This window comes from Methanocaldococcus villosus KIN24-T80 (genome assembly GCF_000371805.1).
Classification (GTDB): domain Archaea; phylum AGJL01; class Methanococci; order Methanococcales; family Methanocaldococcaceae; genus Methanocaldococcus; species Methanocaldococcus villosus.
Genome location: NZ_AQUK01000001.1, coordinates 712,143 through 738,897, shown reverse-complemented (window position 1 = coordinate 738,897; position 26,755 = coordinate 712,143). Strand labels below are relative to the sequence as shown.

Below are 26,755 nucleotides of genomic sequence, written 5' to 3'. Positions count from 1 at the left end.
CCCCCAATATTACATTCATTAATTTAAATCAATATTTTTATGGCATTCCAAATCAAAAAACTCTGTGGTTTTATAACCCCTTTTATTGTATCTAAGAATAAAATATTTCTCTTAACTAAAAACTCTCTAACTTTTTTATCTATTGTTATATCTTCAACCTCATGATTTTCTTTAAATAAACTCAAAGCTTTTATTATTTCCTTATATAGCTCTTCATTTTCTTCCCTTATGTCTTCTAATAAATATTTTAACCTTTGCTTAGTATCATTCAACATAAAATTTAAAATTTCATCTAATTCCTCAGTTCTCATTTTATTTATCACTTTTATTATTAGAACAGGTTTTCCTCCTACATAGCTATAAATTAATTCTTTCTCTTCATTAGAAAGCTTTTTATTTAAAATATTCTCTGATAAAAAATCTATAAACTTCATTGCTGTCTCTTTATCAAAGTCATCAACTAAGATATAATCCGCCCTATCTTCAAGCATCGCCTCGTTATAAACTTTCTCAATGAATAAACTATCAAAAGATAAACAAAATACATGGCATAGGTGTTTATGCTTTGTTAAGCTGATAAAATAGTTAAATAGCTCATAAATTAAGAAGTCGTTTATTTTTAAATCTCCTATCTTCTGAAGTTCATCTAAAATAATTATCGGTATCTTTCCAGATTTTTTAATTTCTAATAGTATGTTAGTTATATATCTAAAAACATTTTTGGTGGTTTTTTTATTTAATAACTCTTCCAAAGTATTCTTTGGAACTGGAATACCAAATAACAATGGAGTATCTTTAATTAGACCTTTTATTATTTCAACTGGCTTTTTATTTTCATTATATTCCTCAAACAAAACTTCAATAAAATCATTGTACTTAGAAATAAAGTATCTTCTTAGATTTATGTAAAACACTACATATTTATCTTTATCTAATCTATTATTAATTATCTCATTAATTAAAGCTGTCTTACCAGAGTTTATAGGGCCGTAAAGAAAATAAATAAAATTTGGCTCAAATTCAATAATTGATAGAATCTCATTTATTTCTTTTTCTCTGTTAAAGAATTCCATAGAATCACCAAGTATTTTTTATAGCAACTATTTCTTAAGCTCTTTAATATAGTTCTTAAACATAGTAGTATTCCAAATATATAATAGATAATAACATCTAAATCTAATATTCCACTTTCTACACTTATTAATGTATAAGCAAATAAAACTCCAAAGATACCTAAATATATCCCTCTTAATCTTTTAGCTAATTTATATAAAAAGCCTAAAAATATTCCTAAAAATCCAAAATACGGTATTATTGCTAAAACTCCATAATCTGCTATAATTGCTCCTACAACTGTTGGTGTTATTGTTACTCCTTCAATATTCAAGGTTTTTGCTATAAAATACCTTGGCCCCACACTATGCCCAAAATAGGACATTATAGCTGCATAGTGAAGAAATCCATAGAACATGTCATTATAATGGTTATATATTATATCATAGATTGACATAGTGAGAGAAATTCTTGAAAGTATAGGATTTCCTAAAGCTCCTAGAAACATAAGCCTCAATATTGATAAAGTTAAAAGTATAGAAAATATTATAATTCCAAATATCAACAATTCCCTTTTTTTTAGTTCTCCTTTATAATATAAAACAGCAAAAGATGATAGAAGAAGGGCTAAAACATTTGTTCTGTAGCCTAATAATGATATAAAAATAGAAAAGATTATAGTGTAAATAATAGCTCTTTTCTTATCTATATTTTCAGTAGCTAAAATTATTGCATAACCAACAATAAATAGATGAGATAAGGTTGTTAAATAAACATTTAAAAATCTTCTTGATAAAGGATCAAAAAGAGGTATTGAGCCTGATAAGATAAGATCAATCACTACTGATACAAATCCAATTATTAATAGTAAATACCCAAAACCTCTATCTATATAATTTGATCCAACAAATTTACCAACATCTAATTTAAACAGATCCTTTCCAACTATAAAAGATATGTAAAATACTATCCCAGAAATTAAAAAAATTATTGCAGCATTAACACTAACATCTGAAAAAATTATATAGATGGCTATTAAAAAAATAAATAAATGATGTAATTCAATCATACTATCAACTTAAAGATATTACTTTATAGCCACTGACTTTATCATTAGTTACAATATATAGCTTTAATTTTGATGTTGATGTCTTATTAACCTTTATATAATTATCTAACTCCTTTAACTTATCTAAATTAATTTTTCCAGATAATATTAAACCATTCTCTATATAAAAAACATCTAACCCTTTTATTTCATCAACAAATAATATGTTATCTAGCTTAATTCTTTCTGTGGGTTTAAAAGTTTCTGTGTCTGCAGCTATTTTTCCTACTATGTATGCTTTAATATAATTAAAAGAAATATTTTTTAAAACTCTTTCATAAATATCTCTAAAATCTTTCCCCTCTAAAGGATTTATGTCAATTACAACTATATATTTTCCAATAGGGATCAACTCTATTTTTTCAGCAGCAATATCCTCTTTATATGCTAATCTACCCCCAATAGTTACTGTGTCATTATTGTATATGGCATATAATATCCCGCCTCTAGCATAATACACTTCCACCGTATCATTAAATAATTTTTTATCATATACCCAATAGCCATAAATATGAGCTTTTAAAGGAAAACCTTTATTCAATATCTTATCTGCTATCCATGTACATTTATACATCTCATCTCCAGAAAATTCATAATCTTTATTATTATTTATAAATTTATAAGCTACAGCTGTAGCTGTTATTATTATAGCTAAAACCACTAGTAATTCTAAAATTCTTTTCATCAATTTTCACCAAGAAGATTTTAGGTTTTTTGCAATTATTGGTACTAATGTAGAGGTTATCACAGACATTGCTATTATAGCAACAAAAATACTATTATCAATTATCCCCATTTCTTTTCCTATTGTAGCTGCCACTAAAGATGCTGATATCTTTGGAACTGTTAAAAGGCTTCCAAAAAGACATTCTTTATTATTGAATCTTAAAAGTTTTAATGGAATGTAAGATGAAACTACCTTTAACAACACAGCTGATGATAATATTAGTAAGATTTGCTTTAAATTTTGCAAATTAAAAATCACCCAAAAATTAGTTTCCATCCCGAGAACTAAGAAAAATATAGGTATGAAGAACCCATAACCAATAGCATTTAGATTTTTATTTAAGATCTCATCACATTCTTTCTTAGTTAAAGCCTCACTGACAGCAACTCCACATATAAATGCTCCCACTATTGGGTGGATATTTAGATACTCTCCTATAATAATTACAATAAATATAATAAATAGAACATAGTGAATTCTCTGAGCATGAAGCTTCTCAAAAATATTTAAAATATACTTTGAAATGATAGGAATAGAGATTAGCAGAATAGATATGTATACAAAAATTTTTAGGAAAAATATTAAAAGATTTCCATCTCCATTGTTTATTTTTATAATAACAGAAAGTAGGAGGAGTGTTATTAAATCTATAATTATTGTTGAGCTTAATATGATTATCCCTAATCTGTTATTTGTTAAATTTAGCTCATTTAAAACAGCATAAACAATAGCTACTGAATGAGAAGCAAAAATAACAGCCATTAATAAAGAACCTGAAAAGTTTAGTCCAATTAAATTTCCTATATAATATCCTCCAATACCTGGAATGAGGATGGATAATAAAGTTAAAAATAATGAGTTTTTAAACTCCTTCTTTAATGTTTCATTATCAACCTCTAAACCTGCTAAAAACATTAACATTATTGCCCCAAGTTCTGATAAAACTTTAAGGGTCTCATTAACCTCTATAATTTTTAACCCATAATCTCCAATTATCATACCAGCTATCATTATTGATGTTATGGCAGGTATGTTAAACCTTTTCAGCAGATTTGGGATTATAAATATGATTGACAATACTATAAAAAATATATAATAGAAATCCATATTTCACCAAAAACTATTTTAATCTTAAAAACTTCTATTCTGCTAATATATAAATCTTTAGGTGAATATTTATGCTACAAAGATGTATAGAATGTGGAAAAACATATAAAAAAGAAGATATTGTTTATACATGTGAATGTGGGGGGTTATTAGAGGTTGTTTATGACTATGAAGAGATAAAAGAGAAGATTTCAAAAGAAACTTTTAAAAAAAGAGAGCCTGGAGTTTGGAGATATATTGAATTTCTTCCAATAGAAGATATGAGCAAAATAATCTCATTACAGGAGGGAAATACTCCATTATACAGATGTAAAAACTTAGAAAAGGAGCTAAATGTGAAAGAATTATATGTTAAAAATGAAGGAGCTAACCCTACAGGTAGTTTTAAAGATAGAGGAATGACAGTTGGTGTTTCAGTAGCTAATGAATTGAATATAAAATCTGTTGGGTGTGCATCTACAGGAAATACATCAGCATCACTAGCAGCATATTCAGCTAAGGCTAATATGAAATGCATAGTCCTCCTACCTGAGGGTAAAGTGGCTCTTGGAAAGTTAGCACAGGCAATGTTTTATGGAGCTAAAGTTATACAAATAAGAGGTAATTTTGATGATGCTTTAGAGATTGTCAAAAAGTTAGCTGACGAAAGATTAATATATTTATTAAATTCTGTTAATCCATTTAGACTGGAAGGGCAAAAGACAATAGCATTTGAGATCTGTGAAAGGCTAAATTATAATGTTCCTGATAGGGTTATTGTTCCTGTAGGAAATGCAGGAAATATATCTGCTATATGGAAAGGTTTTAAAGAATTTTATATTACAGGATTAATAGATGAGCTACCAAAGATGACAGGAATTCAGGCAGAAGGGGCTAAACCAATAGTAGAAGCATTTAAAAAGAAAAAGCTTGAAATAGAACCTTATAAAAATCCTGAGACTGTAGCAACTGCCATTAGGATAGGCAATCCTGTAAATGCAAAAAAAGCTTTAAAAGCCATTTATGATTCTAATGGATATGCTGAAGCTGTTTCTGATAGAGAAATTATAGAGGCTCAAAAGTTATTAGCTAGAAAAGAGGGAATATTTGTTGAACCTGCATCAGCATCTTCTATAGCAGGGTTAAAAAAGTTATTAGAAGAAGGAGTTATAGATAGAGATGAAAGAATTGTATGTATTACAACAGGACATGGTCTGAAAGATCCTGATATAGCTATAAGAGAGAGTGAGGAACCAATTAAAGTTGAGGCTGACTTAGAGAAAATTAAATCACTTCTTATGGAGGGATAGGATGATTAGAGGAAGAGTTTGGAAATTTGGTGACAATGTTGATACTGATGCCATAATGCCTGCAAGATATTTAGTTTATACTGAACCTGAAGAATTGGCAAAGTATGTCATGACTGGTATTGATGAAGATTTTCCTAAAAAGGTTAAAAAGGGAGATATTATAGTTGCTGGTAAGAACTTTGGATGTGGCTCATCAAGAGAGCATGCTCCTCTTGGATTAAAGGGTGCAGGGATTAGCTGTATTATAGCTAAGAGTTTTGCAAGGATATTTTATAGGAACGCTATTAATTTAGGATTGCCATTGATAGAATGTAAAGATGTGGATAAAATAAATGAAGGTGATATTTTAGAAGTTGATTTAAAATCTGGAGTAATAAGGAATGTAACAACAGGAGAAGTGTTATATGGGAATAAACTACCTGACTTTATGATGGAAATATTAGAAGCTGGAGGTTTGATGAATTATCTAAAAAAGAGGTTGGCTAATGAAAAGAGTTATTAAATTTATTTTTTGTAAATAAAATTATATTCCATAAACTTATCTTTATTTTTTACTATTTTTAAAATAACTTCTTTAAGATTATTAAGATACTCTTCATAACCATCTTCATTAACAACCATAAAATCTGCTATAGCTATAGCCTCACCTATCCCAAACTTAAGTTCTCTCAAATCTCTCTCTACAAATACATCCCAAGTATTAGGGTCATCCTCCCTTCCTCTTCTTTTTAATCTCTCAAATCTTGTTATTGGTGAGGAGTGAATAGCTATTAAAACTAGTGGGTAGTGTTTTCTAAAATAATTAACCTCATACAAACTTCTTATTCCTTCTATAATAATAATTTCTTTATCTTTAAAATGCTCTTCAATATACTTTAAAGTTACTACTGCTATTGCCTCATTTCCAAATTCTTCCCTCAGTTTAATGGCTATATTACCTACATTCTCAGGAGTTAATGGCAAAGATCTCTTTTTTGTTTCATACCTTACAACATCCCCCATAGAAACAATAGGTATATCTAGCTCTTCAGCAATATTATAAACAGCATTTTTCCCTGCTCCAGGCATACCTGTGACTCCAATTAAAAGCATTTAACTCACCTTACTAAGATAAGACTCTATAATTCTTGAAGTTTTATTGATAAGATCAATATTTGTGTCTTTAACATGTATAGCTGATGTAATTAAATAATACCCAACAATTATTGCTGAAAGTATAACAACTGTAAGTAATAAAGAAAATTCTAAGGATAATTGGGCTCTTTTTGAAAGTATCATTATTATCCCAAACATGTTTTTTAGATTATATTGTATAAGTTAATAATATAAAAATTTGGTGATTTTTATGTTGATAATTAGGAAAATAAAAAAGAAAGATGAGATAGAGATTGTAAAAGTTGAGAATATTGATGAAGGTGTAGAAGTGAGAAATAGCAATAAAATATTTGCTAATTATAAAAAAGTTGGGGATAGGTATAAGCTTTATAGATGCAGATTAGGAGATAAGTTAATACAGCCTTCAAAGGTTTTAGAATTATTAAAGAAGGAAAAAATAGCAATTGTTAAAGATAAAAGTTTAGAAGAGCTATTAAAGAGCTATCATTTAAAGTTTGATTACATCAACCTCTGCCCCCTATGTTTAATAAAAAATGTTTATAAAAAATTAATAAAAAACAATAAATGTAAATATGGTAATATATATATTTGTTTAGAATGTGCTATAAAAGAGGTTAAAGAGGAAATTAAAGTTAGTGAAGAATTGATAGAGAAGTTTTTAAAAAAATTTAAAGATGTGGATAAAGTGTTATCTCTTTTAAGGATAAAGAACCCTCTAAATCATCCTGAACTTACAAGATATGATATTATTGAAAGTTCTGAAGAAGATATTGAGTGTTATAAAATAGATGATTTAAATATTCCTGAAAAACTTAAAAAAATTTTAAAAGAAAGATACAATACTCTACTACCAGTGCAAACTCTTGCTATAAAAGCTGGATTGTTAGAAGGGAAAGATCTATTAATAGTATCTGCAACATCTTCAGGGAAAACCCTTATTGGTGAGATTGCAGGGATAAAAAATTTATTAGAAGGAAAAGGGAAAATGATATATTTAACTCCTTTAATAGCATTAGCAAATCAAAAATATTTTGAATTTAAAGAAAAATACAATTTTAAAGTATCATTAAGAGTGGGATTTGGAAGAATTGGTAAGAAATTGGATGTGGATAGAGATATCAATGCTGATATAATTGTGGGGACTTATGAAGGAATTGATTATCTTATAAGAACAAATAAGTTAAAAGATGTAGGAACAGTTGTTGTTGATGAAATACACAGTCTAAACATGCCTGAGAGGGGGGCAAGATTAGATGGGTTAATTGGTAGGTTGAGATATTTATTTAATGCTCAAATGATCTACTTATCAGCAACAATAGGTAACCCAAAAGAGCTTGCAAAAAGGTTGAATGCTAATTTAGTTTTATATAATAAAAGACCTGTCCCACTAGAGAGGCATATTATTTTCTGTAAAAATGAATTCCATAAATTATCAATAATTAGGGAAATAGTTAAGAGAGAATGGAATAATATTTCAAAATATGGTTATAGAGGGCAAAGTTTAATTTTTACATTCTCAAGAAAAAGAGCTGAATACATTGCAAGATCTTTAAAAGCTAAAGGAATAAAAGCTGAATTTTATCATGGAGGTATGGATTATTTTAGAAGAAGAAGAGTAGAAGAAGATTTTTTAAATCAAAAGATACAGTGTGTAGTTACAACAGCAGCTTTATCTGCTGGAGTAGATTTTCCTGCATCAACAGTAATCCTTGAAAGCTTAGCTATGGGTGGAGATTGGCTATCTCCTTCAGATTTTCAGCAGATGTGTGGAAGAGCTGGAAGAAAAGGGATGCATGAACTTGGAAAGGTTTATTTGTTAGTTGAGATAGGAAAAAAATACCATGCTAAAATGCAAGAAACTGAAGATGAAGTAGCTGTTAAACTATTAAATGCAGAACCAGAAAAAATAGATGTAGAATACAGTGAAGATGAGGAAGAAGAACAAATATTAGCTACAGTATCAGCAGGGGTTAACAATATTTATGATATTGATAGAGTTCCATATTTAGGAAGATCCCATCATTTAAATGCAATATTAAATAACTTAAAAAGTTATGGAATGATAAATTTAGAAGGAAAAGAAGTTAAATTAACAAAATATGGTAGAGCTGTAGCTATCTCCTTTTTATATCCAAAAGTTGCTGAAAAAATAAAAGAAGCTATTAAAAAGGAAAAAGAGCTAATAAAATTAATTAAAGAGATTTATCCTTTTGAAAATGTTTATTTGTCACAAAATTTACAAAAAAGCTTGTCAAAGATTTTAAAGATAAATGTTCCATCAAGATTCTTTGATGCTTTAGAAGTAATAAAAGAAGCTTTAAAGAAGGTAGAAGATAAAAAGCTAAAAGATATTCTAACTATGATTATTATAGAGTTTGAGCACAACCCTGAAGAGAAGATAATTGAAGAATTGATTAATCTCAGATCTTTAGGAAAAACCCCTGGACAAATAGCAAAATATCTTTATGAGAATTATAAGATATTGACTTATGCAGGAGATATACACTATTATTTAGAGCAGTTATTAAATATCTTAGATGCTGTAGAAAGGATAGCATTAATATACAATAAAAGATATGCTAATAAAGTTAAGGAGTTAAAAGATAAAATAGAAAATAAATCAGTTTCTTAAAGTTGCTTTTAACCTATTTTCTTTTAATATTAAATCTAAAGCATCATTTATATCTTTTACAACAACATCAGCAGAAAGTATTGCTTTTACTGAAGCTCCTTCCTCATTTATTACACATATTCCTAAATCTGAATACTTAAGCATTAGTTCATCATTACTACCATTACCTATAGCAATAATCTTTTCATTTGGAAATTTTTTCTTAAGCTCTTTTAATATTTTTAATTTAGCTAAACTTTCTTTTTCATGATTTTCTTTATTAATTCTTATACCTTCAACATTTAAATCATTTAAAATATTGTTTAATGTACCATATGTGTCTGCTGAGAGAATAAATATTTTAGCTTTATTTTTTAATTTATTTAATCTATCTTTAACTCCTTCTTTTATTTTTCCATCAACTGCTATAGTTCCATTTAGATCTAATAAAATAATACTCATTCTATCACCATTATTTAAATCAACAAAATCATCAATATTTACTTTAATTTTCCTTAAATTTACTTAAAACTTCTAATAGATTCTCTTTTTACAAGTTTTTTATATAATCTATTTATTATTGTATTTTTCATCAATCATCTTATCCAATGTTTGTTCATCAATTTTCAATTTTTCCATAACCTTTTTCTTTAGTTTCTTATACTCATCTAAATCCATTTTCAATCACCTTAAGCCAAGAACAGACTTTACATATTTCATTAAATTAATTTTAAACCAAAAATAATACCTAAAGCAATAGATAAATACATAATGCTCCTTACAATATCCCTTCTTGATTTTGCTTGATATTTACTTCTTGCCAATGCTATTGCAACCTCTAATTCAGCTTTTAGTTTTTCAACTCTCAATATCTCACTTTCATCAATCATAAATTTAGATAATTGACTAAACGTAAATACGTCCACCAAAGTAGAATAATAAAGAAATGCTCCCCATATTTTATTTTTTCCTTCTGAGCTTAAGCCCTCTTCTGACTCTTTAAGTTCTTTAATAGTATTTTTAACAAATTCCTCTAAGCTATCAATATGCTCATAAAGAATTCTTTTAGATTCTGTATTATTTCCTAAAAATTCCTGAATTTTTTCTCTTATTTTTCCTTTTTCAAAATCAAAATCTAAATAGGAACTATCATCTTTCATTAACATCCCTCAATAATCTTAACCCAATCATGGAACTTATTTTCTTAACTAATTTGCTTATTTCTTCATTATCTTTCATGTTATTTAGGTTTTTGCAATTTTATGCAAGTTTAAACAAATATCTCTTTTTTTCAGTTATATTTATGTTATTATAATATTTGCTCACATCTATCTTTTCTCCATTTTTAATTAGATATATTCTTCTATGTTCTTTGTTGAGAGGTTTGTGAATTTCAAATACTATTAAATTTTTTTCATCTTTTCCAAGGTTGCAGACTATATACAAATAGTATTTATCTTCATTTTCCATGGCAAATCTGTATTCTGCTTCTGTAAGTTCTGCAATTGGTAATAACCCCTTATGCCCTTTTACTTCAATATATTTCTCATCCCCATTTTCAATAACCTTTATATCATAATGCTCATGTAGGGAAACATCCAAAACATCCCAAACCTTACCTTTATTTTCATATCCATATTTACTTGCTAATCTTTTTTCTTCGAGATTCATTATAACATTCATAGCCAGTTTTTCAATTTTCACAAGTTCTTCAAGGGGCAGAAAATTCCTATCCATTGCCTTTAAATCATTTTCATCTGGTAAAATAATATTATCTTTATCTAAAGTATCCACAATCTCTAAAGGAATAATTTTTCCAATTGAGAATTCATTCTCTGGCAGATAATCAATAATTATAGGATCACTAATACTTATTTTCAAATTCTTAAATAATTTATCATCTTTTAAACCTAAATCCTTGAGATTTTCGTAATTTGAGATTCTTTTACCTATGTTACTTACAATACTTCTAACATAAGTAAGAATATTTCCTTTAATAGCCAATATTTGCTTTTCATAAGGTTTTTCTATGTATTCTGTGAAAAATAAATCTTTGCTAAATATTTTTGTTAAGTATTCTAATAATTCAACACTTGTCACTAACTTAATATTTTTTTCTTGACGAGAAACCATTAATGGAATTTCCCAAACGACCTCATCATCTTCGTTTAATACCTTTACAAAAAACAAATATTCTCTATTTTTAACTGGATTTTTTACAACAATTCTTGATATTTGTAAATCTTCATCATTTTTTGATTTTATGATTTGATATAACCCACTTTGGGTATGTATGTTCTTATTTAAAACCTTATCTTGATAGTCCCTTAAAATTTCCTCAATCTTTTCAATCTTCAAATAATCTTCATTTTGAATAACATTTAAAACCTCATTTTTAATCTCTTCAGCATGTTCTTCTGGAAAAATGCTCATCATTTTTAGCTTATTCCTAATAATTTTTAGTGTTTTGACAATTTCTTCAGTATAACTGTTTAAGTTCCCCATTATTGCTGAAATTATAATATCATATTCAGACAAGTTTTTTATGCATGCGAATTCTTCTAAGTTAAATAGATTTTCAGCATTTACAATATATATCTCTTTACCTATTGCTAATTGATTATCAAGTGCAGTTTTAATATTCATTATTTTTTTATACAAGCTATTGAGCAGTTCTAAATCCATTCTATTTGAAAGGAAAATGTTATAAATAGACACATCTTTTTCTTGCCCTAACCTCCAAACTCTACCAATTCTCTGCTCTAATTTTATAGGGCTCCATGGGGAATCATAATTTATCAAGACACTTGCAATTTGCAAATTAAGCCCTTCAGAAGCAACATCTGTTGCTAGTAAAATTTTTCCATGATCTTCAAATTTTCTATTTATCTCTTCAGTAATATTCTCTATTCTATTTTTATCTTCCCCTGAAAGTGTTAGTATTTCATTTGAATCTATTTTTATGCCATAGTTATTTAGATACTTATGTAGATTTTCTTTCAGATATTTGAGAGTATCAACATATTCAGTAAATACTACAATTTTCTCATTATTTTTAATATGTTCTGCAATAATTTTTGCTAAAGCGTCAATTTTATTATCTTTTTTGATTATGATGTTAGTTGTTGTTTTGAGGAGATTTTCAAATAATTCTTTTTGTTCTCGGCTTAAATAGGGTGAATATTTATCAACAATATTATTTATTATGTCAGATATTTCTCTATATTCTTCAAATTCCATTTCTTCAAAACTCAATGAGAATAAGTTTTGAATATCCTCTGACACATCAATATCATCAGTTTTTAAAATGTTAGTTTTTATAATCCTATTCAGTGTTTCAATTGCTGCTTTATAACTTGAAGATGCTCGTTTACCCAAAATTACTGCTAAAAGAGCTATTGGAGAATTCCTTTTTGTATTCTTCAGTATATTTTTAAGAGTATTTTCAAGAAGGTCAAAAAATCTTTTTTCCTCTTCTGATATATCTACTACAACTGCATTAAATTGACAATCTTTAAAAACTCTTTTATTTTCAAGAGTATTTACTAATTTTTTCGTCCTTCTAAAAACTAATATGTCATGAGTCCTACGATAGAAATTTTTAGCATTTAATTTATCAAAATCATTTATAAGTGTAGGGTCTAACATCTTTAACCTATATAGATAATCTTGAGGGTTTCCCCTGTGTGGGGTTGCAGAAAGTAAAAGTATATTTTTTACTTTTTCTGAAAGCTTTTCTACTAATCTTCCTCTTTGAGTATTTTTAGTGATGTTGTGGGCTTCATCAACAATAACCAAATCCCAATCAATTTGTAATATTTTATCAACATACCTTTTTGCAAGGTCTATTGAGATTATAATATAAACTGCAGAATCGTAATTATACTGAAAAGAATTCTTAATTCTACTTATATCATTTCCATCTTTAATAATCTTTGGAATTCCTCCTACCCTTTTTATTTCTGATTCCCATTGCTCTCTTAAAATTTTTGGTGTCAAGACTAAAATCTTTTTTATGCCTTCTTTTAATTCTAAATATCTTGCTATTGCTAAAGACTCTATTGTTTTACCTAAACCTATCTCATCTGCAATTAAAAAACGAACGGGGCGGAGAAGCATTGCATTATATAAAAGGTGAATTTGGTGTATAAATGGTTTTATTTCTTTTTTTGATGTTGGATGATTTAAAGCATAGAAGAATAGTAAGGGGTCGTGCAAAAATATCTTTTTTGTGAGATAATTTTTTATTTTATCTTGCAATTTTCATCCCCTCATAAATTTAGATTTCTTCGACATCTAAAAAACATTTTGCAATTTTTAATAATTTTCTTCTGTTATTATGTTCCCAATAGTTATTTCTAAAAGTTGATGCCCAATAACGTAAAGCTAATGGTTCCATAGAAAGAATATGGTCTTCTAATTTTCCCCACATTGTATTATCTTTTAATGCTTGCATAACCATGGCATAAACAAATAATCTCAGATATGCATAATCATCATCAGTTTTTAATGTGATTCTTTTCTTACCAGAAACTTCAAAGCCAAGGTGTTTAGCAAAATTAATAAACTCTGGGAGAAATACTCTTGCAGCTCCTTCAATTTTACCTTTTATGTATTTATCATCTTCAAGAGGTATTATTGGAATAAATTCTACTAATTTTTGTTCTTTTACAATTGGTAATTTTATTGGTTTAATATATTTAAGCTTAACCATATACTGAGTATTTTTACTCTCCACGACATCACCTCACAAAAAAGAGAAATAAGGGAAAGAAAAATAATTACGCTAAATATATAAAAAACTACTTAAAATTAACATTTCTTAATTTTAAATACTGCTTTTTTATTTAAGCATTTAAGTTTCTCAAATATTAAATCATCAATCTTTATTTCATCTGTAAAAATAATATCCACACATAACTTTGCTTTATGTTCCATAACCCCCTCTATCTCCTCAATAATATATTTTACAACATTGAGAGATAGATTGTTGAAATCTGCTCTAAAGTATTCATCATTTTCAATAATAAAGACTCCTCTAACTTTGGCATTTAAGTTTTCAGGAACCATATCTAAATCATCATAGGACTTTATTCCCTTTATTTCTAATAATTTTCCTCCTTTTAAGTTTTCAGACAATTCATGGACTTCTACAATATCAGTTCTTGGGATAAGGGTTATTTTATCAGTTTTTATTATATTATCTTCAGATATTGCCCTTATATTATAAGTTTTTTTGGATTCAGGGATTTTGATGTGCCATATTGTTTCATAAGGAACCTTTCCATGGTTTATATCCAATTCCCCTTCTTCAACTTCAAGATATACTTCAAAACCACGTCCTTTTAATGGTGTTATTACTACTTTTACATCCACATTTTCTCCTGGTTTTCCTTCAATATTGTGTCTATCCAATTTCAAAGAAAATTCATTTCTTTCTCCAATAATTTTTTCTTCAGTTTTTCTTACTATATAGCCATTTATTACTAAATCCACAAACTCAGGTTTGACAACAAAACCATCTTCTGTCTCTTCAACAAGTTCTCTTAATGGCAATGACTCAGAATCTGAAATACAAACTTCATACCAAACTTTTATATACTTATTATCAACAACTTCATCCTTCTCTTCTTTTAAAATTTGGTTTATTTGTTTGTTTAATGCCTTTATTTGTGGAAGAATTATATCGTTTTCTCTTATATCCTCAAGAGGTACTCCAGATTCATTATAATTTGGCATGTTTTGATATACCTCTTTAAATAAAACCCATCCATCCCTTTCAATACCAATTTTTAAATCCCTAACACCCTCTTTTATAGCCTCTTTTAATTGTTCATCAGTAATAAATGGAAGTTTTGTATTTGTTCTAATAATACTTCTAAGTTCTGAAAATCGTATTGGTTTATCAAAAGTTATATTTACCTCATTTAAATAATACTCAAGACCTTCAAAAGTTAGATTAGATGGGATTTTTCCCCATTCAACCAGTGCAGAATAGACATTTTCAAGTATTGACTTAGATGTTGGGGTGGCATTAACAATCTCCACATCATTATCTTTAGGATATGCAACTTTTTTAAATACACTTGCTACAAATTCATCAAACTCTGCTTTTGCATTGTCTTCAATACTTCTTACCATATTTGTTTGTATTTGAACTACCTCTTCTCCATAGGATTTGTATTTTGCTTTAATGTCTCCTTTTACTTTATCACAAGCCATTATACGGGCAGTTATTTCAAGTAGTTTGTTTAGAGCTTTATCTGCATAACAGACAGTTATAGTATTTCTATATGTTCTCGTCCCAGTTCCATACTGATAAATTATCCTGTAAAGTGTAGATTTATCAACGTCATCTCTTATGAGTATTTGCAATTTATAATCCTCATCATCTTGGAATTCTTGTGGGTCTCTTGACACTATAATACTATTCTTTTTGAAAAATGTTATATTATTTCCAATTTTTTTAGTCTTTAGACCCTTTCCTTCAACAGCAAATTTTTTAACAAATTCTTCAAGTTTCTTATGAACACTAACTATATTGAGTGTGAGCAACTCTTCTTTTTTGCTTTCAACCATTTGAAATACATTTGCAACTCTCCAAAACCAGAAGACGCCATCCTTTTTGTTTAAATATATAAATGATGAGCTTTTTTCAATTTCGCTTATAGTATTTGGAATATCAGTTAATTGCAATGCATGTTTTTCAAAGAAACTAATTTCATAAACTGCTCTTGCAATACTATCTTTTTTTGGAAATCCTTCAAGTGGTGTTGGGGAATCATAAGGGTAGGTCTTTAAGAATATATATCTTAAGATAATCTCTGCCAATTCAGGTTTTGAAAATCTTTTAAATTTTTCAAGAGATAAATCTACATCTAACACTGCTCCTCCATAGTCGGCAAATATTTGATTTTTTCCAAACAATATTCCTTTTAGTTTCTCATTTCTTGGGTTTATATGATATGGCATTATTAAAGTTGGAAACTCTTCTTCTTGTAATAGATTTCTCACTACGATTCTTGTTATTCTAACCATATCTCTTGTTTTTTGTAAGTTCCCTCTCTCAACAATGGTTCTCAGTGTTGCTATAAAATCTGGATGGAATGGATAAGTTTTTGATAAGTTTTCTTCAAATCTTCCAAATATTTCAGTGTTTGAATAAGCTTCTCTATATTTTTCAATTATTTTCTCTTTAAAATCTTTATCTATGTCTTCAAAAATTCTCTTTTTTAAAATTTCAACAATTTCTCCTCCAGAAATGCCTTCAGTTCTTAGTGGAGAATAGAGCTCAGCACCTCCAACCCTCTCAACTGCCCTATGAAGTGAAAGAACTATTTCCCTATTATATCCTTTTTCAACTTTTTCCCCATCTTTTTCCATTGGTAAAGTTAGAATCATTACACTGTCAGTTCCAATTAAAGCAGTGCATAGGGCGTCAAAGAACTTACAGATATTTTTTGCATATCTTCTATCATCTTCATTTCCACTGTTGTATAAGTTATCAATATAATGAACAATCTCATCAACTAAAAACACTACTTTATTTCCTTTTAAAAGCTCTCTAATTGTGTCTATGGTAGGAACTGTCAGGTTTTTATCATCATTTTCAACAAGTGCATATTTTCCTAAACAGTGCCCTATGTATCCCCATAATGTTTTGACTTCATAAGCACTAAAGTTTAATGGATTACTTGGCTGCCCCAATTTTCCTTTACCATATATTGGAAGTATTTTTACATTTTGATTTTGAAGGTTTTTTAATTTTAACCCAATATTTTTTATTTTCTCCTTTTTATCCTCAGGATAATCTTTTAGAACTTCATAATTTACAAGAGAGTCAGGACTATTAAGTGCATGATAGATTGTTAATATTGTATGTGTTTTCCCTCCCCCAAAAAGAGAGTATATTAAGAATATATTATGCCTTTCTTTCCCACTTAAAGTATTTAACAGTCTATCAAGTATTTGTACCATAGAGTCAGTAAAATATGTCCTTTTAAAGAATTCTTCTGGTTCTGTATAAATTTTATGGGCAGTTTTGTTAATAACATCCCCCAATTCAGGAGCTACTTGCATATCGAGAGTCTCATCTAAAACATCCTTCCAAACTTTTAATCCTTGCATGGTCTCCCCTCTTTTTAGATGACTTCTTTTATAACAAACCATTTCTTTATTGAATGTTGATTTTATAAGCATAGGGCTTCGCCCTATTGCTATACCCACTAACACCTCCACCATAAAGGTTGGTGGTGTAAATTAAATAATCTCTTTAATAGCATACCATTTTTTATTGACGTTGGTTTTATTACACCATTAACAACATCATAAAACAAAATCTCATTTTTTATTAGGAATTTAACATCTTCAAAGATTTCATCTTCAAAATCATCAATATTTACTTTAATTTTTTCCTTAAATTTACTTAAAACTTTTAACAGATTCTCTTTTTGCAAGTTTTTTTATACGATCTATATTATTATTAAAGTTTTCTCATCTATAACCTAACTAATAATTAAAAATATATAATTAAGAAAATTATACAGAAATTAATCAATCCTTATACTTAAATAATATTTTACAAACTCTTCTTGTTCTTTTGTTTCAACAGCACATTTACAATAACGCTCTCTAACATACTCTATTGGATTCTCAACCCCATTTAATCCACACCAAATTGCTAAAACAGTTCCAGTCCTTCCATGCCCACCAATACAAGAAACAACAACTTCTTTACCTCTAGAAACATGATATTTTATAAAATCAACAATCAAATCCATATCCTCAACAGTTGGAATGCTATAATCCTCAATTGGCACATATAAGGTTGGAATTCTCATCGGATATTCTATAATTTCACACCACCTTATCAACCATAACTCATCTAATATTACAAACCCTCCAATTTTATCTTTTAAATGAAATGGAAAATAAGGAAAACTTGCAGGTCTTACTCCAAAAATACTAACTTCTCCATTATGCCTACACTTGCCCATAATAATCACCAAAAGATATAAAGGAAATAGGTTTTATTATAATTATAAATTATATTGGTGATTACATTATGTATGAGATTGTAAGATATGAAGGAGGAGTTTATAAAAACAATGTATTTAAAGAATGGATAGAAGATATTGGTGGTTTTATATTGCAAGAGCATGTCATGCAATTAGATGTTTATATGACATTAGCCATCCCTTACAATGAACTTGAAAGATTAAAAGAAGAGGCTAAAAAATATAAGGGTAAGATTATTGAAACTCCATTAGCAGGAACAGAGATTGCAGTTGTGGCTCCAAGTTTATCAAGACATCATCTACCACACATTGCATGTGATGTAGCTGAATATTTAAGAAGATTTGGAGCAAAATCAAATATGATAGGGTTAGCAAGAGGTGTAGGAAAAGATATTGCTCAAATTAGAGAAATTGAGAAGGATTTAATAGAAGAGCATGACTTAGCAGTTTATGTTATGGGTAATTTTGAAGCTTGTATTAAAGATAAAGTTCATCTCTTTGATGTTGAGATTCCTGTAGTTGTTACAGGAGGGCCAGAGAAGATTGATATTCCATACCCATATGTAGGAAATCTTGGAAGAAGAAGCCATAGATTGAGAAGAGGAGAGGAAATCAGAGCTTTGAGAAAGATGGTTGAAGTTATTACTGAGCTAATAAATAACAGAAGAAAAGAGCTATCTTATGATCCTCCAGTGGTGCCTCCAGTGGTAGTTAAAGATGAGATTGAGAAACAAGTAGATGAAGTGGCAAGAGTGTTGTCTCCACTACCAATAGTTACACAGTTAGATGGTTTAAGAGTAAAGTTAGATTATGATAAATATGTAAATAAGATAAAAGAAGTTAAAATTGGAGAGTATAGGTTAGATGAGATAGCAAATATAAAAAGAAGTGTTATGAAAAATTATATACTTATAAAATTAAAACCTAAATCAGAAGTAGAATTTGAGAGGGAAATGCATGGAGCTTAAATTACCTCCAGGTTTACCACAATCAATAATAGCAAGAGTTATTGAATTCTGTAATGTGAATTATGATATAAGAGAAGATCCAGCCTTAGGGGTAAAATATCCTGTGTTAATAGGAGATGAAGAGAGCTTAGAAAAAGCTAAAGAATATTTAAAATTAATTACAGAGTTAAAATTAGCTTTAAGAGATATAGCAAGATTGGCTAGGAAACATAAAATAAAAGCTAAGGTGTATGCTGAAGATGAGAATATAAGAGAACTGTTAAAGATTATAAAAAATGATATTGCTAATAGAGAGTTTGTAGAAGTTGTTGATGAAAAAATAGAGGGTGAGGTTATAGAGGTGTTAGATAAAAAATTAATTGTGGGATAGTCTTTTAATTTTATTTATTATTTGTAGATACCTATCCTCTATTCTCTCAATTAAAGGTAGATTTTTATGTGTTTCTATTATTATATCAGCCTCTCCAACATAATCAGGTGCTATTGTTACACCATCTTCAGATATTTCCAAACCCAAATCTTCAACAACCCTTTTAATAAATTCTGTTTTAGGATTAACTTTAAATTTAAAATTTATTAAACTTTTTATATCTCTCTCCTTCTTTTTTAACATCTCTATTGATTCATCTATCTTATCTCTCTTTCCCAATCCTAACTTTTTTAATTCATTTAAACTCTCAATCAGATCTTTAAATGTTGCTGATCTCACTTCAAATATATAAGCATTTTTATTAAACATCTTAACTCTTTCTTTATAACCTTTAGATATGATTAAAAAATCACAATTCACATTTTTATTATATGGATCTACAATCTCATATTCTTCTAATCCAATAAGATCAGCTATATCTTTATACATCTTAGTTATCCCTACTCTCATAATTTTAACCTTCTCTTTGCTTTTCTATGAGCCCAACATTGAATACATAACCCTACAGGCAATGAAGCTGTATGGCACCCTGCTGTTTCTATAAATACATCTAAAGCTGTAATATCTCCTCCTAATCCCATAGCTCCTATCCCTAAATTATTTATCTTTTCTAACAACTCTAACTCTAAATTTGCTATCATATCATCTTTATTTCTCTCTCCAATATCTCTTAAAAGTGCTTTTTTAGCCAATTTCATAGCATAATCTGCTGTTCCTCCAATACCAACACCAACAATTATAGGAGGGCAAGGTTTTCCAGAAGCTTCAGCTATACTTTCTAAAATAAATCTTTTTACCCCTTCTAAACCTTCAGAAGGTTTTAGCATTTTTAATTTACTCATATTTTCGCTACCAGCTCCTTTTGGAAAAACTGTTATCTCTATCTCTTTGTTTAAATTATCATCAAATTCTACATCTATAATAGGCATACCTAAACCAACGTTTCCTAAGTTTTTTCTTGTTATAGGATTAACAACATTTGGTCTTAATGGAACAAGTTTTGTAGCTATCTCAACACCTTTTTCTATCTCTTTAATAATATCAAATATTTTATCACTTTCTATCCCTTTCCCAATTTTTAAATAAACTATTGGTACTCCAGTATCTTGACAAAGAGGGATTCTTTTTCTTTCAGCTATTTCAATATTTTCCAAAATAGCCTTTAATGTATCTTTAGCTAACTTACTACTCTCTCTTTCATAAGCCTCCTTTAAAGCTCTTTTAACATCATCTGGTAAATAAATTACAGCCTCTCTAAACAAATCAACAATTATTTCTCTCATTATTCCTCCTCTAAAAGTTTTTTTAAAATAGCCATCCTAACAGGAATACCATAAAAAGATTGTTTAAAATATTTTGCTTGCTCTAACATATCAACAGTGTAATCAATTTCATCAACTCTTGGTAAGGGATGCATGATTATAAAATTCTTATCTTCAACGAGATCCTTAGTTATCCTATAAGAACCTTTAACTCTTTCATACTCATTTGGATCTGGAAATCTTTCCTTCTGTATCCTTGTCACATAAAGAACATTTACATCTAGATTTTTTAAATCTTGAATACAATTGCTTTTGTAGAATTCAATACCTTTAGCTTTTAGATCTTCTGTAATATCTTTTGGCATCTCTAAATCTTTTGGAGAAATAAAATAGAGCTTAACTCCATCAAAAAGAGTTAGTGCATATACAAGAGAATGAACTGTCCTGCTGTATTTTAAATCTCCTACAAAAGCTATTTTTATATTATCAATTTTTCCAATCTCCCTATTTATTGTGTAAAGATCTAAAAGTGTTTGTGTAGGGTGTTGGTTACTACCATCTCCAGCATTTATTATAGGTACAGAAGAATACTCTGATGCTAATCTTGCAGCACCCTCATTAGGATGTCTTAAAACAATAATATCAGAATAGCCACTCAAAACCCTAATTGTATCAATTAAACTTTCTCCTTTTGCTGTTGATGCAGTTTTAACATCTGTCATTGTAATAACATCTCCACCTAACCTCTTCATAGCTGTCTCAAAACTCAGTCTTGTTCTTGTAGATGGTTCAAAAAATACAGTTGCTAAAATTTTTCCTTCTAAAATTTTTAATGGCTTTTTCTTATTCAATAACTTTTCCATTTTTTCAGATTCTTTTAAAATAGAGATAATCTCATCCTTCCCAATATCTCTCATTGAGATAAGATGTTTCATAGTTTCACTTTCTCTAATATATTTTCTTTAGTGATATCTTTTATATTATAATATTTAAACCCAAACTTTTTAGCTAATCTATCACCAATTCCTACTTTTACAAATGATGTTTCAGTATCTATTAATATAACATTAATCCCCTTTTCAACTATCATCTCACATATTTTATCTATCTCCTTAATATCTCCAACTGTTGGTTTAAAGTCACTAATGATGACCATAATTGGAATTATTGGCTTTTTCATCTCTTTAATAATTGTCTCATAGGCTTTAACCAGTGCCTTACCCAGTGGAGTTTTTCCTCCTGTAGGGATATCTTTTAATAATTTTTCAGCTAAATCAACAGAGTTTGTAAATGGTAATACAAGATCAGCTTTATCATTTCTAAAAACAATCATTCCTACTTTATTTCTTTTTTGATAGGCATTTAAAAGTAGAGATAAAACAGCTCCTTTAGCAGCTTCCATCCTCTTTTTAGCAGCCATTGATCCACTGGCATCCACAACAAATAATACATATGATCTTATTTTTCTTTGTCTTACCTTTTTTAAAAGATCTTCTTTCTCTAAATATATAGCCAGACCTTTTTTATATCTTTTTTTTCTATCTTTTTGATAAATAGCAGCCCTTCTTATTGATGCATCTAAAGCAAGATCTTCAAAATCACTAGTAGGTTTATACTTAATATATCTTCCCCTTTTAGCCATTGCTTTTATATGCTTTCCTCTGCTCTCACTTATATAGCTTTTACATTTTAAATTTAATATATTTGGATTAACAGTTATATTTTTATCAATACCAAACACTTTCTCACTATTTCCATAACTTCCATTACTATTATTTTCCTCCTGCTCCTTATTATTTTCTTTACTTTCTTTTTCTTTTAATTTTTCTTTTAAGTTATGTTTTTTTTTAGCCCATCTAAATTTTTATTAATAATTTCTTCAAGCCTATTCTTATCTATTCTTGGTGGTTCAAAAGGTTTTCTTCTCATCCTATGTGGTAATGCAAGTTCCATAGCTAATTTAACATCTTCTAGATTAACTTTTTCCCTATTATCATAAGCTGCAATAGCTTTAGCAGTTCTTACAACAGTTATATCTGCTCTATTTGTAAATATTCCTAACTCTACACAAGTTTTTGATATTAATTCTAAAAGATCTTCATCTATTTCTACTTTATCTAAAATTTTTCTAGCTTTTAATATTCTTTCTCTAAGCTTTTCTTGTTCTTTCTCAAATTTTTTATAAAATCCTTCAGGGTCTTTACTAAATTCTTCAACTCTCTTAACAACTTCAACCCTTTGTTTTGGATCTTTCAATCCTTCAACTTCAACCATTAAACCAAATCTATCCAATATCTGTGGTCTCAACTCACCCTCTTCTGGATTCATTGTACCAACTAATATAAACCTTGAAGGATGTTTTATTTTTATACCTTCTCTTTCAATAATATTCCAACCAGATGCAGCAGCATCTAATAAGAGATCAATGATGTGGTCATCTAATAAATTAACTTCATCAATATATAAAATATTTCTATTTGCTTCAGCCAATATTCCAGGCTCTAAAGCTTTTATTCCTTCTTTTATAGCTTTTTCTATATCCAATGTTCCAACAACCCTATCTTCTGTAGCCCCTATTGGTAAATTTACAACCTTCATTTTTCTTTTAATTACTCTAATATTATCTCTCTCCTTACAGAGATCACAAGGTTCTTTAGGATCACAATTAAATGGACATCCTTCAATAACTTCTATCTCTGGTAAGAGATCAGCTAGTGCTCTAACTGCTGTTGATTTTGCAGTACCTTTTTCCCCTCTTATTAAAACTCCGCCAATTTTAGGATTAATAGCATTTAATATTAAGGCTAATTTCATTTTTTCTTGCCCAACAATAGCTGTAAATGGATAAACTTTCATCATTTTCACCTAACTGATAATAAAAAATAGGATATTTTTAATATTATAAATAAATTACTATTAAAATTTTAACACTAAAAATATGAATAATAAAATAAAATAGTAATAAAAAATAATAAAAAATTATTTCATAGATTCAATTAATCTCTTGATCTCTTCTACTTTTTCTTTTAAAATCTCTTCTTTCTCAGCCTCTAAGTTTAATCTTATTAAAGGTTCTGTATTTGATGGCCTTAAATTGAACCAGAAATCTTTACAATAAACTGAAACTCCATCTAACTCCTCTATTTTACAATTTTTATATATCTCTTTTATTTTTTCTAACACTTTTTTCTGATCACTAACTTTAAAGTTTATCTCCCCACTGTGATAATATTTGTTAAACTCTCTATTTAACTCTGATAGCTTCTTATCCTCTTCATCCATAATTTTTAAGATATAATATAATGCTAAAAGTGGGCTTTCAAAGTATCCAATTTCTTTAAAATAGAAATGATTACTCAACTCTCCAGCAAAATAACCATCAATCTCATGCATTAACTTCTTTATGAAATAATGCCCTACCCTACTCTTTATAGCAACACCCCCAAATTTTTCAATAATTTCAGGGACTATTTTTGAGCATCTTAAGTCATAAATAATCTTTACACCCTTATTTTCCTTTAAAATCTCCTTAGCTATAATTGCTGTTATTATATCCCCTCTCAATGTCTCTTCTCTCTCATCTACCATTCCCAACCTATCTCCATCACCATCAAATATTAATCCAAGGTCACATTTATTCTCAAAAACAGCTTTTTTAATATCTTTTAAACATTCTTCTTTTAAAGTATCTGGAAGATGAGCAGGAAAAGATCCATCAGGATAGTCATTAATTAAAACAATATCATCAAACAATTCCTTTAAAATCTCTTTTTCAGCTACTGTTGTAGCCCCATTTGCAAAATCAACAGCTATTTTAATATCAAAATCTTTATCAAACTTTTTCATAAAGAACTTTTTATATTCTTCAATAACATCTACTTTATAATTATCCAAATCTAACTTTTCTGCCTCTTCTTTAACACTTCTATCTATATCATAAAATTTAAATATTGGTTTTATTTCCTCCTTTGGGGAAAGAGGAATAGCTTTTTTATCACACATTTTAAATCCTGTATATTCTGGAGGGTTATGGGAAGCTGTAATTATAACCCCTAAATCATATTTTCCTTTAGTTCCAAAGTATAATAGTGGAGTAGATATTAGCCCAGCATAATGAACATTAGCATTTTCTGATAAACCTAAAATAAAATAGGGTAATAAATTTTTTGAGCCAAATCTTACATCATTTCCTACAAGGACATCCTTATCTTTAAACTTTTCTCCAAGACATTTTCCTAAGGAGTATGCAAATCTCTCATCAATTTCTTTTCCATAAATTCCTCTTATATCATATGCCTTAAAAACCATAATAATCCCTTAATTTCATTATCCAGCTGATATTATTATTTAAAACAGCTCTTGCTACTGATATATGATCAGAATATTTTAACATTTCTTTAGCTCTTTCTAATGAATTTATTGAATTATTTCCTATAATTTCTTTATCTTTGAATTCTTCAGATATTATTTTTAATGAGTTTATATCAGGATAGGGTTTATTTGGGTAATAGCAATCAATATGTAACCCATCAAAATAATCTCTTACATAATTAAGATTTCTTATTAAAGTATTTAAAGGTATATAATTGAGTCTTATTTTTAAAAAAATAGGTATATCAAAATTAATATTTTTTAAATAGTATTTCAATCTCTCCTTATCCTTTAATAGTTCCTGTCCTAACCCTAAAGATGTTATTTCTCTCTGCCTACAATGACAGTTTAATTCTAAATAATCAGCATACTTTGAGATTGTCAATAGCTTATCATAAGCCTCTTCTAAATTAAAAAATCTAACATTAACAGAAACTTTACCATATTTTTTTACTTTCTTTATTTCACATCTAATGTAGTCATTAAATTTATCTAAATCAATAATAAACTCTCTCCTCCTATTACTTATAAGCTTAGCAGCTTCTAATGTTTTCTTATCTAAATTATAACCTCCAAGGACAAATGCATCAAAATAATTTTTATATCTTAAACAGAATTCTCCATCAGTAATTCCAGCCATGGGAGCAAGAAAAATCATTCTACCCCACAAATTTTTCTTTTAAAAGTGGGATTTTCAATAAAATCTTGCTTTAAAAAACAAACACTTTTATTTACCTCCCTAGCTCTAATCTTTTCTAATCCAATGTCTGCTAAGTTTGATGCATCTTCAGCAGTTTTTCCTACACCTATACCTGCCTTTAAATGGAAGTTTAATTTTTTATAAACTTTATCAAATATGTCTAAAAAATCCTCCTCATTCATACCATTACATGGAGACATAAAATTATCTCCACCAACAAAAAATAACAAAGCTTCATGTTTTAATAACTCTTCCATTAATAATAGTTGAACTCTTTTTATGTTTAGATAATTATCATATGTACTCAATGTATCAGTGTATGAGGTTATATTATTAATATCAATATGTGCTATTTGAACATAACCATCTATTAATTCATTAGCAACATCTAAAACCTCTCTCCTGTTTTCATCCTTTGCACTACCATACTCCTGCAAAGTCTCTGTGGCAAGTTTTTGAGCTTCATAAGGGGTTTCTCCTGAAGCTATGACCATACTTATTGTAAAGGGATATCTATTCCTAATATTTTCTTGAATTCTTTTATGTGTTATTAGATCAATTCCATTGGTTATGGCTATTAAATTATCAAATCTTGTATAGAAAACTAAACCTTTGTGAGCTCCAAATAGTAAGTTCAGATCTGAATATAATCTACTTTGTAAGGCCTGTAAATCACTTTCTCTCCTAGGCTTTGGAGTAACTGTCCAAGGGCCATAATTATCTATTTGAATTACAGTGATTTGGATCATTCTCTCATCTCTTATAATATTACATAAAAGAGGATGTTTTTAAAATATATAAAATATTCGATATGATTTTTTATAAAAAAATAAAACGCGGGGGCCGGGATTCGAACCCGGGAAGGGCAAAGCCCAACGGGATTAGCAGTCCCGCGCCGTACCAGGCTGGGCCACCCCCGCACATGAACATTAACTAAATACTTAAAAAGATATATATAAAGTTTATTATTATTTAATCTTTATATTCTATTTTTTG

General features: G+C 28.4%; 25 protein-coding genes, 1 tRNA gene and 1 pseudogene. 5 read left to right on the top strand and 22 right to left on the bottom strand.

The window, feature by feature from the left end:
• Positions 1 to 23 precede the first annotated feature (23 nt).
• From METVI_RS0104335 to METVI_RS0104320, 4 genes are read right to left on the bottom strand one after another with little or no spacing between them, the layout of a single operon-like run.
• Positions 24 to 1,073 (bottom strand): ATP-binding protein, encoded by a 1,050-nt coding sequence (locus METVI_RS0104335; protein WP_017981062.1) that lies wholly within the window; start codon positions 1,071 to 1,073, stop codon positions 24 to 26.
• Positions 1,043 to 2,122, bottom strand: coding sequence for an oligosaccharide repeat unit polymerase family protein (locus METVI_RS0104330; protein ID WP_004594639.1), 1,080 nt, complete (start codon positions 2,120 to 2,122; stop codon positions 1,043 to 1,045). The genes METVI_RS0104335 and METVI_RS0104330 overlap by 31 nt, the downstream gene beginning before the upstream one ends.
• A 4-nt stretch (positions 2,123 to 2,126) precedes the next feature.
• The gene (locus tag METVI_RS0104325; protein ID WP_004594637.1) at positions 2,127 to 2,846 is read right to left on the bottom strand and encodes a TrmB family transcriptional regulator sugar-binding domain-containing protein; all 720 of its coding nucleotides are present in this window, start codon (positions 2,844 to 2,846) and stop codon (positions 2,127 to 2,129) included.
• 6 nt (positions 2,847 to 2,852) lie between these two features.
• A complete protein-coding gene (locus METVI_RS0104320) occupies positions 2,853 to 3,995 on the bottom strand; it encodes a cation:proton antiporter (RefSeq protein WP_004594635.1) in 1,143 nt (380 codons plus the stop codon).
• Positions 3,996 to 4,066: 71 nt separating this feature from the next.
• On the opposite strand from METVI_RS0104320, the gene thrC reads away from it, so the two are divergent.
• Positions 4,067 to 5,284 carry a threonine synthase gene (gene thrC / locus METVI_RS0104315; RefSeq protein WP_004594633.1) on the top strand — a complete coding sequence of 406 codons (1,218 nt, stop codon included), beginning with the start codon at positions 4,067 to 4,069 and terminating at the stop codon, positions 5,282 to 5,284.
• 1 nt (position 5,285) lies between these two features.
• Complete coding sequence (locus tag METVI_RS0104310) at positions 5,286 to 5,786, top strand: 3-isopropylmalate dehydratase small subunit (RefSeq protein WP_004594632.1); 501 nt, start codon at positions 5,286 to 5,288, stop codon at positions 5,784 to 5,786.
• A 2-nt stretch (positions 5,787 to 5,788) separates the two neighbouring features.
• Here METVI_RS0104310 and METVI_RS0104305 read toward each other — a convergent pair whose 3' ends face one another.
• Complete coding sequence (locus METVI_RS0104305) at positions 5,789 to 6,376, bottom strand: AAA family ATPase (protein WP_004594630.1); 588 nt, start codon at positions 6,374 to 6,376, stop codon at positions 5,789 to 5,791.
• Positions 6,377 to 6,562, bottom strand: a complete 186-nt coding sequence (locus METVI_RS0104300; protein WP_004594628.1) for a class III signal peptide-containing protein — start codon at positions 6,560 to 6,562, stop codon at positions 6,377 to 6,379.
• 67 nt (positions 6,563 to 6,629) lie between these two features.
• Here METVI_RS0104300 and METVI_RS0104295 point away from each other — a divergent pair, with 67 nt between their 5' ends.
• Entirely contained in the window at positions 6,630 to 9,032 is a 2,403-nt protein-coding gene (locus METVI_RS0104295; RefSeq protein ID WP_017981061.1) for a DEAD/DEAH box helicase, read from the top strand.
• On the opposite strand, the gene METVI_RS0104290 is transcribed toward METVI_RS0104295, so the two are convergent.
• The 7 genes and pseudogenes from METVI_RS0104290 to METVI_RS0104255 form a co-directional block, all read right to left on the bottom strand.
• Positions 9,021 to 9,473 carry an HAD hydrolase family protein gene (locus METVI_RS0104290; RefSeq protein ID WP_004594798.1) on the bottom strand — a complete coding sequence of 151 codons (453 nt, stop codon included), beginning with the start codon at positions 9,471 to 9,473 and terminating at the stop codon, positions 9,021 to 9,023. The two genes, METVI_RS0104295 and METVI_RS0104290, sit on opposite strands and share 12 nt — an antisense overlap.
• 257 nt (positions 9,474 to 9,730) lie before the next feature.
• Entirely contained in the window at positions 9,731 to 10,171 is a 441-nt protein-coding gene (locus tag METVI_RS0104280; RefSeq protein WP_004592896.1) for a hypothetical protein, read from the bottom strand.
• Positions 10,172 to 10,271: 100 nt separating this feature from the next.
• A complete protein-coding gene (locus METVI_RS0104275) occupies positions 10,272 to 13,271 on the bottom strand; it encodes a helicase-related protein (RefSeq protein ID WP_004592898.1) in 3,000 nt (999 codons plus the stop codon).
• A gap of 19 nt (positions 13,272 to 13,290) precedes the next feature.
• Complete coding sequence (locus METVI_RS0104270) at positions 13,291 to 13,749, bottom strand: hypothetical protein (protein ID WP_004592900.1); 459 nt, start codon at positions 13,747 to 13,749, stop codon at positions 13,291 to 13,293.
• A 74-nt stretch (positions 13,750 to 13,823) separates the two neighbouring features.
• Positions 13,824 to 17,237 carry a DUF499 domain-containing protein gene (locus METVI_RS0104265; protein ID WP_017981059.1) on the bottom strand — a complete coding sequence of 1,138 codons (3,414 nt, stop codon included), beginning with the start codon at positions 17,235 to 17,237 and terminating at the stop codon, positions 13,824 to 13,826.
• A 33-nt stretch (positions 17,238 to 17,270) separates the two neighbouring features.
• A pseudogene (locus METVI_RS0104260) lies at positions 17,271 to 17,464 on the bottom strand (ATP-binding protein); the annotation flags it as partial.
• A 96-nt stretch (positions 17,465 to 17,560) separates the two neighbouring features.
• Positions 17,561 to 18,007, bottom strand: coding sequence for a protein-tyrosine phosphatase family protein (locus METVI_RS0104255; protein ID WP_004592470.1), 447 nt, complete (start codon positions 18,005 to 18,007; stop codon positions 17,561 to 17,563).
• Between the two features lie 68 nt (positions 18,008 to 18,075).
• On the opposite strand from METVI_RS0104255, the gene METVI_RS0104250 reads away from it, so the two are divergent.
• Both METVI_RS0104250 and METVI_RS0104245 read left to right on the top strand, forming a co-directional pair.
• Positions 18,076 to 18,996 carry a methanogenesis marker 7 protein gene (locus METVI_RS0104250; RefSeq protein ID WP_004592472.1) on the top strand — a complete coding sequence of 307 codons (921 nt, stop codon included), beginning with the start codon at positions 18,076 to 18,078 and terminating at the stop codon, positions 18,994 to 18,996.
• A complete protein-coding gene (locus METVI_RS0104245; protein ID WP_004592474.1) occupies positions 18,986 to 19,366 on the top strand; it encodes a hypothetical protein in 381 nt (126 codons plus the stop codon). Before METVI_RS0104250 ends, METVI_RS0104245 begins: the two co-directional genes overlap by 11 nt.
• Here the strand turns inward: METVI_RS0104245 and METVI_RS0104240 are convergent.
• From METVI_RS0104240 to METVI_RS0104200, 9 genes are all read right to left on the bottom strand, one after another.
• On the bottom strand, positions 19,352 to 19,876 hold the full coding sequence (locus METVI_RS0104240) for a hypothetical protein (RefSeq protein ID WP_004592476.1): 525 nt from the start codon (positions 19,874 to 19,876) through the stop codon (positions 19,352 to 19,354). The genes METVI_RS0104245 and METVI_RS0104240 overlap by 15 nt on opposite strands.
• The gene (locus tag METVI_RS0104235; protein ID WP_004592478.1) at positions 19,873 to 20,709 is read right to left on the bottom strand and encodes a fumarate hydratase; all 837 of its coding nucleotides are present in this window, start codon (positions 20,707 to 20,709) and stop codon (positions 19,873 to 19,875) included. The genes METVI_RS0104240 and METVI_RS0104235 overlap by 4 nt, the downstream gene beginning before the upstream one ends.
• Positions 20,709 to 21,623, bottom strand: coding sequence for an aspartate carbamoyltransferase (pyrB, locus tag METVI_RS0104230; RefSeq protein WP_004592480.1), 915 nt, complete (start codon positions 21,621 to 21,623; stop codon positions 20,709 to 20,711). The genes METVI_RS0104235 and pyrB overlap by 1 nt, the downstream gene beginning before the upstream one ends.
• A complete protein-coding gene (locus METVI_RS0104225; protein ID WP_004592481.1) occupies positions 21,620 to 22,429 on the bottom strand; it encodes a vWA domain-containing protein in 810 nt (269 codons plus the stop codon). The genes pyrB and METVI_RS0104225 overlap by 4 nt, the downstream gene beginning before the upstream one ends.
• Before the next feature lie 89 nt (positions 22,430 to 22,518).
• Positions 22,519 to 23,544, bottom strand: coding sequence for an ATP-binding protein (locus METVI_RS0104220; RefSeq protein ID WP_004592482.1), 1,026 nt, complete (start codon positions 23,542 to 23,544; stop codon positions 22,519 to 22,521).
• Between the two features lie 123 nt (positions 23,545 to 23,667).
• Positions 23,668 to 24,996, bottom strand: a complete 1,329-nt coding sequence (locus tag METVI_RS0104215; RefSeq protein WP_017981058.1) for a phosphomannomutase/phosphoglucomutase — start codon at positions 24,994 to 24,996, stop codon at positions 23,668 to 23,670.
• Complete coding sequence (locus METVI_RS0104210) at positions 24,986 to 25,717, bottom strand: MJ0144 family RNA dihydrouridine synthase-like protein (protein WP_004589877.1); 732 nt, start codon at positions 25,715 to 25,717, stop codon at positions 24,986 to 24,988. The genes METVI_RS0104215 and METVI_RS0104210 overlap by 11 nt, the downstream gene beginning before the upstream one ends.
• A complete protein-coding gene (locus tag METVI_RS0104205; protein ID WP_004589878.1) occupies positions 25,714 to 26,508 on the bottom strand; it encodes a GTP cyclohydrolase III in 795 nt (264 codons plus the stop codon). The genes METVI_RS0104210 and METVI_RS0104205 overlap by 4 nt, the downstream gene beginning before the upstream one ends.
• A gap of 86 nt (positions 26,509 to 26,594) precedes the next feature.
• Positions 26,595 to 26,679 (bottom strand) — tRNA-Ser (locus tag METVI_RS0104200).
• Between the last annotated feature and the right edge of the window lie 76 nt (positions 26,680 to 26,755).

Coding starts and splice junctions, on each gene's coding strand:
- METVI_RS0104335 (WP_017981062.1), bottom strand. CDS start 1,073: ATGGAATTCTTTAACAGAGAAAAAGAAATAAATGAGATTCTATCAATT.
- METVI_RS0104330 (WP_004594639.1), bottom strand. CDS start 2,122: ATGATTGAATTACATCATTTATTTATTTTTTTAATAGCCATCTATATA.
- METVI_RS0104325 (WP_004594637.1), bottom strand. CDS start 2,846: ATGAAAAGAATTTTAGAATTACTAGTGGTTTTAGCTATAATAATAACA.
- METVI_RS0104320 (WP_004594635.1), bottom strand. CDS start 3,995: ATGGATTTCTATTATATATTTTTTATAGTATTGTCAATCATATTTATA.
- thrC (WP_004594633.1), top strand. CDS start 4,067: ATGCTACAAAGATGTATAGAATGTGGAAAAACATATAAAAAAGAAGAT.
- METVI_RS0104310 (WP_004594632.1), top strand. CDS start 5,286: ATGATTAGAGGAAGAGTTTGGAAATTTGGTGACAATGTTGATACTGAT.
- METVI_RS0104305 (WP_004594630.1), bottom strand. CDS start 6,376: ATGCTTTTAATTGGAGTCACAGGTATGCCTGGAGCAGGGAAAAATGCT.
- METVI_RS0104300 (WP_004594628.1), bottom strand. CDS start 6,562: ATGATACTTTCAAAAAGAGCCCAATTATCCTTAGAATTTTCTTTATTA.
- METVI_RS0104295 (WP_017981061.1), top strand. CDS start 6,630: ATGTTGATAATTAGGAAAATAAAAAAGAAAGATGAGATAGAGATTGTA.
- METVI_RS0104290 (WP_004594798.1), bottom strand. CDS start 9,473: ATGAGTATTATTTTATTAGATCTAAATGGAACTATAGCAGTTGATGGA.
- METVI_RS0104280 (WP_004592896.1), bottom strand. CDS start 10,171: ATGAAAGATGATAGTTCCTATTTAGATTTTGATTTTGAAAAAGGAAAA.
- METVI_RS0104255 (WP_004592470.1), bottom strand. CDS start 18,007: ATGGGCAAGTGTAGGCATAATGGAGAAGTTAGTATTTTTGGAGTAAGA.
- METVI_RS0104250 (WP_004592472.1), top strand. CDS start 18,076: ATGTATGAGATTGTAAGATATGAAGGAGGAGTTTATAAAAACAATGTA.
- METVI_RS0104245 (WP_004592474.1), top strand. CDS start 18,986: ATGGAGCTTAAATTACCTCCAGGTTTACCACAATCAATAATAGCAAGA.
- METVI_RS0104240 (WP_004592476.1), bottom strand. CDS start 19,876: ATGAGAGTAGGGATAACTAAGATGTATAAAGATATAGCTGATCTTATT.
- METVI_RS0104235 (WP_004592478.1), bottom strand. CDS start 20,709: ATGAGAGAAATAATTGTTGATTTGTTTAGAGAGGCTGTAATTTATTTA.
- pyrB (WP_004592480.1), bottom strand. CDS start 21,623: ATGAAACATCTTATCTCAATGAGAGATATTGGGAAGGATGAGATTATC.
- METVI_RS0104220 (WP_004592482.1), bottom strand. CDS start 23,544: ATGAAAGTTTATCCATTTACAGCTATTGTTGGGCAAGAAAAAATGAAA.
- METVI_RS0104215 (WP_017981058.1), bottom strand. CDS start 24,996: ATGGTTTTTAAGGCATATGATATAAGAGGAATTTATGGAAAAGAAATT.
- METVI_RS0104210 (WP_004589877.1), bottom strand. CDS start 25,717: ATGATTTTTCTTGCTCCCATGGCTGGAATTACTGATGGAGAATTCTGT.
- METVI_RS0104205 (WP_004589878.1), bottom strand. CDS start 26,508: ATGATCCAAATCACTGTAATTCAAATAGATAATTATGGCCCTTGGACA.